Here is a 12072-nt window from a genome sequence, read left to right as displayed (position 1 = left end):
AAAGCTCTCTTTTTTATTAATTATTTTTATTACTTATATATTCATGGATTTTTTCTGCTGCTGTTTTTCCTGCACCCATGGCAAGGATAACTGTAGCTGATCCTGTTACGGCATCTCCACCTGCATAAATTTCTTCTCTTGAAGTTTGACCTCTGTCATCTATAATAATTCCGCCCCAGTTTGTTATATCCAATCCCTTTGTAGTACGAGATATAAGCGGATTAGGTGATGTACCTAAAGCCATAATTACTGTTTGGAACTCCTCTTCAAACTCTGATCCTTCAATTTTAACAGGTCTTCTTCTGCCGGAATCGTCAGGCTCTCCAAGTTCATTTCTTATACATTTAACAGATTTAACATTGCCTGATTCATCTCCTATAATTTCAACAGGAGCTGTAAGCATTTCAAATCTTATTCCTTCTTCTTTAGCATGTTCGATTTCTTCTCTTCTTGCAGGAAGCTCGGCATCGGTTCTTCTGTATAAAATAGTAACCTCACTACCAAGTCTTCTTGCAACTCTTGCAGCGTCCATTGCTACGTTCCCGCCACCTACGACAGCTACCTTATCACCAATTTTAACAGGGGTTTCATAGCCTTCAACAACTGATCTCATAAGGTTTACTCTAGTTAAAAATTCATTTGCTGAGGAAACTCCGTTTAAGTCTTCTCCAGGTATGTTCATAAACTTTGGAAGTCCTGCGCCTGATCCTATAAATACAGCTTCATAACCCTCTTGAAGGAGTTGATCCACTGTAACGGTTCTTCCAACTAAAACGTCTGTATTAATTTTTACTCCTAAATCTAAAAGACCTTTAACTTCGTGAGCAACAATTTCATCAGGAAGTCTGAATTCAGGAATACCGTAAACTAAAACTCCTCCGGGAACATGAAGTACTTCAAATATATTAACATCATAGCCTGACTTAGCAAGTTCTCCCGCACAAGTAAGTCCTGCAGGACCGGCCCCTACAACAGCAACCTTGTGAGAGTTTTGAGCAGGCTTATTGATTTTTTGAAGTTCATTTTCTCTAGCGTAATCTGCAACAAATCTTTCAAGCTTACCTATAGATACGGCATCGCCTCTTTTACCTAAAATACATCTTTCTTCACATTGGGTTTCTTGAGGGCATACTCTTCCGCAAACTGCAGGTAGAGCTGTATAGTTTGATAAAACCTTAAAAGCTTGTTCAAAGTTTTCATTTGCAATTTCTTTAATAAATCCGGGTATGTCTATAGCAACAGGGCAGCCGCCTACGCAAAGAGGTTTTTTACAGTTAAGGCATCTTTTAGCTTCTTTAACTGCTTCTCCTTTTGTATAGCCTAGGCAAACTTCATTAAAGTTGTTAATACGCACATCCGGGTCTTGATTTTTTACAGGAATTTTTATAAATCTGTCGGATTTTTTAGAAGAATCTTGAGCTTCAGCTTGGCTTAATTCTTCTTCAAGCTTAATGTTTTTCTTTTCTTCTTTTATTTCCTTGGTAATATCCGGCTTATTATCTAAAGAGAATTTTTTATTTCTAGCATCCTTATATTGTCTTTGTCTAACTATGGCATTATCAAAATCTACCAGGTGACCATCAAATTCGGGACCGTCTACACAAGCAAACTTTGTTTTTCCGCCTACGTTACAACGACAAGCACCGCACATACCGGTACCGTCAACCATTATAGGGTTAAGAGATACTGTAGTTGGGATTTTATATTCTTTAGTAAGCTCGCACACAAACTTCATCATTATCATAGGTCCTATAGCAACTATAAGGTCATATTCCTTATGCTCTTCTTCTATAAGTTTAGCTAATTTTTCAGTAACAAGTCCCTTAAATCCTACAGAACCATCATCAGTTGCAATGTATAAATTACCGCAAGTAGCCTTAAGCTCTTCTGTTAAGATTAAAAATTCTTCAGTTTTTGCGGCTATAAGCACGTCTGCATCAAGGCCGTTTTCGTGGCACCATTTAACTTGACAGTATATAGGAGCTATACCGGCACCGCCACCTACAAAAAGAACCTTCTTCTTCTTAAGAGCTTCAGGATCTTCGTGGACAAGGTCACTTGGATTTCCAAGAGGACCTACAAAGTCTCTAAAGTATTCGCCTTCATTAAGGTTACAGATTTTTTGTGTAGATGAACCTGCAACTTTAATTACTATATCTACTGTACCTTTTTTAGTATCATAATCGCATATAGTTAAAGGAATTCTTTCAGAATACTCATCTGCAATAATGATAACAAATTGTCCGGGTTGAGCGGAGGCTGCAACACGAGGTGCCATAATACTCATTTGAATAGTATCAGGCGCGATATAGGTTTTTTTTAAAATCTCAAACAAATTTATCACTCCCTTATTTTGTTACTACGATTATAACATAAACCTGATAAATTAATCACAGTTAAAAGTTTTTATATAATTATTTTTGACATTATTTTGACTTAAATTTTTTAACTAAATATGCTAATTGATTTTAGACTTTCTTTAAACTAAAATTGTATTCATAAAGTAAATTATGATTTAGGTGGCAAATGAAGTATTTAAAAGTTTTTATTCAAAACAGCATATCTCAAATTGATAGTCTTTATACCTATAAGTGTGAAGATAGTTTAAAAATTGAACCTGGAATGAGAGTAGTGGTACCCTTTGGCAGAGGGAACAAAAAGGAAATTGCTACTGTAGTAAGCGTCGATTTAAAGCCTGACGGGGATTATAAGGTAAAATCTATAATAGATTTGGTGGATTATGAACCTATTATTACAAGTGATTTAATTGAACTGGGTTTTTGGATGTCTGAAAAATATTTAACCGGTATTTCAAAAAGCTTTGCACCTATTATGCCTCCGGGAGATATTAAAAAGATAAAGAGAAAAATCGAATTGATTAAGCCTGAGGAGCTAAGCAAGGATGACTCTATTATTATAGAGGAATTAAAAAAGAGAGATTACTCCCTTGAAGGCTTGGATAACGATACAGAAGCAAGAGAAAAAATAAAGGACTTAATTAGCGGGGGAATAGCAAAGCTTGACTTTGAAGTAGAAAGTATTGTAGGGAAAAAATACCAAAATTTTGTAAGGCTTAACGAAGATTATCTTAATTTAATAGCCGAAAAAAGCATAAAGCTTACAAATAAACAGGAACAAGTAATTAAATATCTGCAAGCTGAAGAATCATCTATGGTAGAGCTTCTAAGAAATCTTAATATTTCAGACTCACCTGTTAAAACTCTTGAGGTAAAGGGACTTTTAGAAATCTATAAGAAGGAAATTTTAAGATCCTTTTATCAGGGGTCCTATGAAAGTGTAATCCATAGACTTAATTTAGACCAACTTAAGGCTTTTAAGGGAATTAAGGAAGATAATTCCGGGACATCTTTAATTTACGGACTTACCGGGTCAGGTAAAACTGAAGTTTATTTAAAACTGGCAGAGGATGTAGTTGCATCCGGGGGTCAGGTTATAGTCCTTTTACCGGAGATAAGTCTTACTCCACAAATGATAGAAAGATTTAAGGGCAGATTTAATGATAGAGTATCAGTAATGCACTCAAGGCTTTCTCTCGGCGAGAGATACGACTCTTGGCAACAGATAAAAAATTCCAAGGTTGATGTAGTTGTGGGAGCTAGATCTGCAGTTTTTGCCCCCTTTAAGAATCTTAAAATGATAATAATAGATGAGGAGCATGATGGTTCTTATAGATTTCATAATGCTTTAAGGTATAACACCCTGGAGGTTGCTGAAAAGAGAATGGAGATTTTATCAGGAAAGCTTGTATTGGGATCGGCAACTCCGGATGTTGAAAGCTATTATAAGGCTTTAGAGGGAGATTACAAGTTATATAAGTTAAAAAAAAGAGCAATGCCTAAGGCTACTATGCCTAAGACAGAAGTAGTTGATATGCGTTATGAGCTTATTAAGGGCAACACATCTATATTCAGCGCCTCTCTTAGAGATAAAATAGAGGATAGATTAAAAAAGGGCGAGCAGGTAATATTATTTTTAAACAGAAGAGGATTTTCAAACTTTGTATCCTGCAGGTCCTGTGGATACGTAATAAAATGCGAAAACTGTGACATATCTATGACTTACCATAGAAAGAATAATATTCTGAGATGTCACTATTGCGGCAGCACTAAGAAGCCTGTTGATAAATGTCCCAGCTGCGGTAGCAAATATATAAGACAGTTTGGTATAGGAACTCAGAAGGTGGAAGAAGAAGTAAAAAAACTTTTTGAAAATGCAAAAATCTTTAGAATGGATAGGGACACTATGGGAGAAAAAGACTCCTACGATAGAGTTTATAAGGACATGAAAGAAGGAAAGATAGATATACTTATAGGTACACAAATGCTTTCTAAAGGTCTTGACTTTGAAAATGTAACTTTAGTAGGAATAATAGCGGCGGATCTTTCTCTTTTTATATCAGAGTATAGAGCTAATGAAACAACCTTTCAGCTTCTTACTCAAGTTTCGGGACGAGCGGGTAGAAGTTACAGGGGCGGAGATGTAGTTATTCAAACCTATAACCCTGATAATTATGCAGTGGAATATGCTAAGGATTTTGATTATGAATCTTTTTATAAAAAAGAAATAAGCTTGCGAAAGGAATTTTTGTACCCTCCATTTACAAAGATGATAAACATATACTTCAGTTCAAATAAAGAAGATAAAATTGAAGAAAATGCTTACGATTTTTTAACTTCTCTAGGTAAAAATGCAAATGACTTGTATTTTGAGCATACGAGAATTATAAGGATGCCCAGAATAAAAAATGAATACAAAAGTAAAATTACACTTAAGGTTCACCAGGATAAACTTGAAAGGTTAACAAACTTGATAAAGTGGGTATCAATCAATAGAAAAGCTAAATTACAAAAAGACAATGTTTATGTTGATATAGAATTTATTTAGAAGGTGATTATAATGGCACTTAGAACTATAAGAACGGACAAAGATCCGATTTTAAGAAAAAAGTCAAGGCAAGTAACAAAATTTGACGACAGATTGAAAATTTTAATAGAAGATATGTATGAAACAATGGATAAGGCGGAAGGGGTAGGCCTTGCAGCTCCTCAAGTAGGTATACTTAAAAGAGTAATAGTTGTAGACAATAGAGAGGATATAAGGATGGCATTGATTAATCCTGAAATTACCGAAAAAGACGGTTCGGAGGTTGCCTACGAAGCCTGCCTATCTATACCTGAAAGGCAAGGAACGGTTGAGCGAGCAACCCATATAGAACTTTCCTATATAGATGAAAACTTTGAAGAAAAGACCATGGAGGCTAGTGACTTTTTCGCAAGGATACTTCAACATGAAATAGATCATCTTGACGGAGTTTTGTATTCAGATAGAGCAATAGAAATGTACACTATAAAAGATAAAGAGGTAAGTGAAGAGTGAATATAGTTTATATGTCCAATCCGGATTTTGGAATTAGACCTATGGAAAGACTTAATGAGGCTTACGGGCTGAGCCTTGTTGTAACCGGTCTTGACAAAAGAAGAGGAAGAGGCAAAAAGCTTAAGCCCTCTCCTGTAAAGGCTAGAGCCATTGAACTTGGAATAGAGGTTTATCAACCGGAGGACATTAATTCAGAAGAGTCTCTTAGATATTTAAAATCCTTTGATCCTGATTTATTTATAGTAGTCGCTTTTGGCAAAATTTTAAGTAAAAAGGCATTAGAAGTACCTAAATATTCTATTAATATACATGCTTCTCTTTTGCCTAAGCTTAGAGGGGCTGCACCTATTAATAGGGCAATTTTAGAAGGCTATGATAAAAGCGGAATAAGTATTATGAAAATGGCAGAGGGTCTTGACACAGGAGATGTTGCCATGGTTAAAGAGGTTACCATAGAAGATAAATCAGCAGATGAGCTCTCGCAAGAATTGAGTAATCTTGGAGCTGATATGATAGTGGATTTTGTGGAAAGGTTTAAGGAAAATAAACTTGAATTTTCAAAGCAAGATGACAGTAAGGCAACCTACGCCGAAAAAATATCTAAGGAGGACGGGTATATAGACTTTAATAAGGATACAGCAAAAGATATTGAGAGAATTTTAAGGGCCATGCCAGAAAGATACTCTATTTCCACTAGCTATAAGGGCGAGAGATTTAAAATCAAGGATTTAGAAACCGACTATGAAAAAACTTTAGGGAGTCCAGGCGAGATAATAGATTCTACAAAGAAACTTAGAATTGCTACACTTGATGGTAGTATTTATGTAAAGAAGTTACAATTTCCCGGAAAAAAGGAAATGGATATAAAGTCTTATTTAGCTGGCAACAGTTTAGATAAGGGAACTATATTAGGAGGTTAATATGTACGGATATGGAGCTTATTACGGATCAGGTTGGATATATGTTTTACCGGGGCTTATTCTAGCAATGTATGCACAGGCAAAAATCAGCTCAGCTTATTCAAAGTACAGTAAAATAGATTCAGGTACAGGAATTAGCGGAGCACAGGCAGCAAAGATAATTATGGATAAAAATAATTTATCTGATGTAAGTATAAAAATGATAGGCGGACAACTTACGGATAACTACAATCCTACAAATAAGGTTCTCAGTTTATCAAAAGAAGTTTATGAAGGGACATCAATTGCATCAATAGGCATAGCTGCACATGAGGTTGGACATGCTATTCAACATATGCAAAATTATAAACCTGTTAAACTTAGAACTATGCTTGTCCCTGCAGCTGGCATAGGATCAAATATGGCAATGACCTTTATTCTTTTAGGTTTATTTATATCAAAAACTATTTTACAAGTAGGTATAGCCATGTTTGCCATTGCGGTACTTTTTCAAGTGGTTACCTTACCTGTGGAATTTGATGCAAGTAGGAGGGCTCTTCAACAGCTTTCCTCAGGGATACTTCCCGATGATAAGATTAAAGGAGCAAGGGAAGTTTTAAAAGCAGCAGCTCTTACCTATGTTGCAGCAACACTTACATCAATAGGACAACTTTTAAGACTTTTAAGTTTATCAAGACGGAGAGATTAAATGGATAAGACTAGAAAAGAAGCATTCTTAATTTTGAATAACATCTTAAATAAGGATGCTTTTTTAAATGAAGAGTTAATCAGACTAAAGAACATAAACAAAAGAGATTATAATTTCATTGTAAACTTGGTAAGGGGAGTTTTGGAAAATAAACTTCTTATAGATAACCTTATAAGAAACTACTCTAAAATAAGAATTAAAAAGATCCATCCTGCTATACTTATAATACTTGAACTTTGTATCTATCAAATGTTTTTTATGGACAAGATACCTGCTTATTCAGCCATTAATGAGTCTGTTGATTTGGCAAAAGAGTTTGGAAATAGAGGATCTGTTGGATTTACCAATGGAATTTTAAGAAATATTTTAAGAAACAGTCAAGAGATAATTTCATCTGACTATAATTTAGACATTATAAAATCAAGGGATTATAGCGACTACTTATCAAAAAAATATTCTCATCCTAAATTTTTTGTGGATTATTTACTTAAAGATCATGACAAGAATTTTGTTGAAGATCTTTTAATTTCAAACAATAAAAAGGCTCCGTTTTTCATAAGGGTTAATAATTTAAAAGTAGATTTGAATGAATTTATAAAATCTGCAGAAAATAAGGGCTACAAGCTAAGGCCTACAAAACTTTCAGAAAAGGTTCTTGAAGTCCTAAATCCGGAAGGAATTTTTGATACAGATTTATTTAAAAGGGGTTATTTTTATGTTCAGGATCTAGCTTCTGTACTAGTTGCGGAACTTTCTGATATAGGTGGAGGCTCTAAAATTTTGGACTTATGTGCATCGCCTGGAGGAAAGTCTTTTAATTTTTCTATGCTTTATCCAGATTCTAAAATAATTTCCTGCGATATATCCAAAAAGAAAGTGAATTTAATTGAAGAAAATAAAAAGAGACTTGGTATAAGAAACATTGATATAAAAATTAACGATGCAAGTAGACTAAAAAAAGAATTTATAGGCAATTTTGATTTCGTTTTGGTAGATGCACCTTGCTCAGGTCTTGGACTTTACAGAAGAAAGGTTGAAATCAGATATAATACCGATATGAGTGATGTAGAAAGTCTAAAAATTATTCAAAAAAAGATATTAACAAATGCCTTAAAGTATCTAAACAGCCATGGAAATCTTACTTACTCCACTTGTACCTTAACTAAAGAAGAGAATGAAGAAGTGGTAAGAGAAGTTCTTAATGAAAATAAAGATTTTGAAATAGAAAGAACATGTGGAGAAGAATTTAAAAGATTTTATCCAAATATAGACAATACAGATGGTTTTACAATGTGTAGGTTAAAGAGGAAAATATGGAAATAAATGCTTTATATATAGATGAATTGGAAAAACTTGTTGAAAAATATGGATATGAGCCTTATAGGTCAAAGCAGATTTATAATTTTTTTCATAAACAAAATAGAAATGATATAGAAAATTCCAATTTGCCTAAAGATTTAAAGGAAAAATTAAAAGCTGAAGACATAAAAACAGTTGATATTTTGGAGGAATACAATTCTAAAATTGATGAAACAAAGAAACTTCTATACATATTGGATGACAAAAATATTATAGAAGGAAGCCTTATGAAATATAAATATGGTTACTCCCTTTGCCTATCAACACAAGTAGGCTGTAGAATGGGCTGCGTTTTTTGCGCCTCTACAAAGGCCGGTCTTGTTAGAAACCTGACTCCTTATGAAATTCTTGGACAAGTTTACAGTGTAGAAAATAAATATAAGATAAATATATCAAATATTATTTTAATGGGGAGCGGGGAGCCTTTAGATAACTATGATAACCTTCTTAGATTTTTAAAACTTATTCATAGTGAGGAGGGTAAAAATCTAAGCTATAGGAACATAACAATATCAACTTGTGGACTTGTCGATAAAATATATAAATTTGCCCATGAAAAGCTTCCAATTACTCTGGCTTTATCCCTTCATAGTACATATGACGAAAAAAGGGATTTAATTATGCCAATAAATAAAAAATATAAAATCAAAGATGCAATAGAAGCTTGTAGATATTATTCTGAAATGACGGGGACAAGACTTACAGTTGAATATACCTTAATCGAAGGGGAAAATGACGGGCAAAACAATGCCGAAGAGCTTGTAAATATTTTAAAAGGGCTAAAAGTTCATGTAAACTTGATTCCACTAAACCCTATTGAGGAGTATAAGAGGCAAAGACCTAATAGAAGGAGCATTGTGTCCTTTAGAAAAAAGCTTGAAAGTAAGGGATTAAATGTTACAATTAGAAGAGAGTTGGGAGCTGATATAAATGCTTCCTGCGGTCAATTAAGACGAAATTACAAAGGAGGCTAAAATGTTAAATTTTATAGCCCTAACAGATAAAGGTCTTGTTCGTGGTAACAACGAAGATTCCTACGGAGTAGACAAGGAAAAGAGGTTTTTTCTTTTAGCGGATGGAATGGGAGGACACAAGGCTGGAGAAATAGCAAGTAGAATTGCAGTTGAAACTCTTACTGAAGACTTGCAAAATTCAGTTATAACAACAGAAGATGACCTTATTGAAATTTTAATAAAATCTGTAAAAAGAGCAAATGAAAAGATATTTAATCTTTCCGTTGAAAACAATGAATATAGGGGTATGGGTACAACCCTGTCTCTTATTTATGTATTTGATGAATATATTTATTACTTAAACATTGGGGACAGTAGAATATATGAGATTTCTTCTGAAGAAATAAAAAAACTGACAAGAGATGATTCTTTTGTCAATTATTTAATTGAGATAGGGGAAATTAATGAGGAAGAAGCCAAGACTCACCCTAAGAAAAATGTCCTTACAAAGGCTTTAGGAACATCAGAAAATCTTGAAGTCCATGTAGAAAAAGAAAAGATAGATAAAAACCATAAATACTTAGTCTGTTCAGATGGACTCACAAATATGGTTGAAGAAAAAGAAATTTTTGAAGTTACCAATCAAGCTAATATGGAAAAATCCGCCAAGGTACTTTTAAATAAAGCACTTGAGAATGGTGGTATAGACAATATTACATTGATTTTAATATATAACGAGTAGGTGAAACCATGATAAGTAAAATTTTAGCTAATAGATATGAAATTCTACAAAAGATAGGCACCGGAGGAATGGGAGATGTGTACAAATCCCACGACAGAAGACTTGACAGAATAGTAGCGATAAAAACTTTAAAGGCTGAATATAATACCGACAACAACTTCATCAGAAAGTTTAAAAGAGAATCCCTGGCAGCTGCAAGTATTTCTCATCCCAATATAGTAAGTATTTATGATGTTGGAACTGAAGAAATTAACGATGAAAAAATTCATTATATAGTAATGGAATATATAGATGGAAAAACCCTTAAGGAAAAAATAACAGAAGAGGGTAAGCTAAGTGAGAAAACAGCTTTAAATTATACTGTTCAAATTGCTGAGGCCTTGAAAGTTGCTCACTCAAAAGGTATAGTCCACAGAGATATTAAATCTCAGAATATAATGATAACTAAAGATGACAGGGTAAAGGTTACTGATTTTGGTATTGCCAGAGTTGCTGATAACTCTACAGTTACAGCGACAAATGCTATTATGGGCTCTGTTCATTATTTTTCTCCGGAACAGGCAAGAGGATCAAAGGTAGATAACAGATCGGATATTTATTCTCTTGGAATAGTTCTCTATGAAATGCTTACAGGAGAACTTCCTTTTGATGCAGATAATCCTGTTTCAGTTGCCTTAATGCAGGTTCAAAGCAATATGCCTCTACCTTCATCTAAGAATCCACAGGTATCACAATACTCAGATCAAATTGTTTGTAAAATGACAATGAAAGATCCGTCTGACAGATATGCAGATGTTTATTTGTTAATTAGAGATATAAAGAACATACAAATGGGAAGAACTTCAAATATAAATTATAGAAGTGAAATGCAAAATAATAGTCCCATATCAACTACAGGAATTAGAACTGCACCAATGCTTGACAGAAAAAATATGAAAAAAGAAGATGAACCGAGGTATATTAAAAATAGACCCGAAAAGAAAAAATCATCACCTCTTCCGGTATTACTTGGAATAGTTACAGCTATTCTACTTGCTGTGATGCTTTTCTTTGTTGTTCCTAAACTTTTAAATAATATAGGAAATAAGGATAAAGAAGAACCGACTAAGCTTGTTAGCGTGCCGACTTTAGTAGGTAAAACTCAAGATGAAGCCAAGTCGGAGCTTGAAAAATATGGTCTTGTAATGGAAGCTGATTTTACGGAAAATTATGATAAGACTAATAGGGAAATACTTGAACAAGATCCAGCTCAAGGAACACAAGTTGAAGAAGGATCTTCAGTAAAGGTAGTTGTCAATGTAATAGCAGACGTTGTAGAAATACCTGATCTAGTAGGAAAAACTTTGGAAGAGTCACAAAAGATTGCAGCAGAAGCAGGAATAACCATAAGCAATATAGAGCTTGAATACTCAAAGGAATATCCTGAGGACCAGGTTATAAGACAAGAGCCTGCAGCAGGCACTGAGGTTGCAAATAATAAAAATATTACTGTTTACGTATCAAAGGGAGAAGAAGCACCTATTGTAATACCTAACTTGAGAGGAATTAACTACAAGGATGCTAAGGCGAGTCTTGAAAAGACAGGCTTTGTAGTTAAAGTAGAGGAAGTCAAATCAAATGAGGTTTCAAAGGGTGATGTTGTAAATTTCGAGCCTAAGGACCAGGCTCCCAGAGGTAGCGAAATTACACTTTATGTAAGTACCGGACCTTTGGAAAGTGATGAGGAGGAAATGCCTAGAAACGAAAAACCCGACGAATCTTCCGAAAGCAATGAAAATGAAAATCTTCCTGACTCTCTTAGTGTAAATATGCCTAATGATGGAGAAAACCATCAAGTAACCATATGGAGGTATACAGCTAAGGGAAATAAACACAAGATATACGATTGGAATAAATCTTCGGCAGAAGGTAATATTAATGTGCCCTTGGAGTATGTATCCAAGGGTGATGTATTTGAAATATATATAGATTCTCAAAAGGTGGAAAGCAAAAAAATTAATTAGGCGGTAGATA

9 protein-coding genes are annotated in these 12072 nt (G+C 34.1%); 8 read left to right on the top strand and 1 reads right to left on the bottom strand.

The window, feature by feature from the left end; all coding sequences use genetic code 11:
- Positions 1-16: 16 nt before the first annotated feature.
- Complete coding sequence (locus tag PEPCATONIAE_RS01660) at positions 17-2335, bottom strand: bifunctional dihydroorotate dehydrogenase B NAD binding subunit/NADPH-dependent glutamate synthase (protein WP_138159240.1); 2319 nt, start codon at positions 2333-2335, stop codon at positions 17-19.
- Positions 2336-2526: 191 nt separating this feature from the next.
- Here PEPCATONIAE_RS01660 and priA point away from each other — a divergent pair, with 191 nt between their 5' ends.
- The 8 genes from priA to pknB are packed head-to-tail and all read left to right on the top strand — an operon-like array spanning position 2527 to position 12062.
- Positions 2527-4905, top strand: a complete 2379-nt coding sequence (gene priA, locus PEPCATONIAE_RS01655) for a primosomal protein N' (RefSeq protein ID WP_138159238.1) — start codon at positions 2527-2529, stop codon at positions 4903-4905.
- A 12-nt stretch (positions 4906-4917) separates the two neighbouring features.
- Entirely contained in the window at positions 4918-5397 is a 480-nt protein-coding gene (gene def / locus PEPCATONIAE_RS01650; RefSeq protein ID WP_138159236.1) for a peptide deformylase, read from the top strand.
- Positions 5394-6317, top strand: a complete 924-nt coding sequence (gene fmt, locus PEPCATONIAE_RS01645; RefSeq protein ID WP_138159234.1) for a methionyl-tRNA formyltransferase — start codon at positions 5394-5396, stop codon at positions 6315-6317. Before def ends, fmt begins: the two co-directional genes overlap by 4 nt.
- A 1-nt stretch (position 6318) precedes the next feature.
- On the top strand, positions 6319-7005 hold the full coding sequence (locus PEPCATONIAE_RS01640) for a zinc metallopeptidase (protein ID WP_138159232.1): 687 nt from the start codon (positions 6319-6321) through the stop codon (positions 7003-7005).
- Positions 7006-8328: a 16S rRNA (cytosine(967)-C(5))-methyltransferase RsmB gene (rsmB, locus tag PEPCATONIAE_RS01635; protein WP_138159230.1), complete on the top strand. Its 1323-nt coding sequence runs from the start codon at positions 7006-7008 to the stop codon at positions 8326-8328. It begins immediately after the preceding gene.
- Positions 8319-9338 (top strand): dual-specificity RNA methyltransferase RlmN, encoded by a 1020-nt coding sequence (gene rlmN / locus PEPCATONIAE_RS01630; RefSeq protein WP_138159228.1) that lies wholly within the window; start codon positions 8319-8321, stop codon positions 9336-9338. Before rsmB ends, rlmN begins: the two co-directional genes overlap by 10 nt.
- 1 nt (position 9339) lies before the next feature.
- Entirely contained in the window at positions 9340-10059 is a 720-nt protein-coding gene (locus PEPCATONIAE_RS01625; protein WP_138159226.1) for a Stp1/IreP family PP2C-type Ser/Thr phosphatase, read from the top strand.
- Between the two features lie 8 nt (positions 10060-10067).
- Entirely contained in the window at positions 10068-12062 is a 1995-nt protein-coding gene (gene pknB / locus PEPCATONIAE_RS01620) for a Stk1 family PASTA domain-containing Ser/Thr kinase (RefSeq protein WP_138159224.1), read from the top strand.
- Positions 12063-12072: the final 10 nt, after the last annotated feature.

Source organism: Peptoniphilus catoniae (assembly GCF_901447155.2).
Classification (GTDB): Bacteria; Bacillota; Clostridia; order Tissierellales; family Peptoniphilaceae; genus Peptoniphilus_E; species Peptoniphilus_E catoniae.
Note: the sequence above shows the minus strand (reverse complement) of the source record. Positions and strands in the feature narration are given on the sequence as shown.

Coding starts and splice junctions, on each gene's coding strand:
- rlmN (WP_138159228.1), top strand. CDS start 8,319: ATGGAAATAAATGCTTTATATATAGATGAATTGGAAAAACTTGTTGAA.
- priA (WP_138159238.1), top strand. CDS start 2,527: ATGAAGTATTTAAAAGTTTTTATTCAAAACAGCATATCTCAAATTGAT.
- PEPCATONIAE_RS01640 (WP_138159232.1), top strand. CDS start 6,319: ATGTACGGATATGGAGCTTATTACGGATCAGGTTGGATATATGTTTTA.
- def (WP_138159236.1), top strand. CDS start 4,918: ATGGCACTTAGAACTATAAGAACGGACAAAGATCCGATTTTAAGAAAA.
- pknB (WP_138159224.1), top strand. CDS start 10,068: ATGATAAGTAAAATTTTAGCTAATAGATATGAAATTCTACAAAAGATA.
- PEPCATONIAE_RS01625 (WP_138159226.1), top strand. CDS start 9,340: ATGTTAAATTTTATAGCCCTAACAGATAAAGGTCTTGTTCGTGGTAAC.
- rsmB (WP_138159230.1), top strand. CDS start 7,006: ATGGATAAGACTAGAAAAGAAGCATTCTTAATTTTGAATAACATCTTA.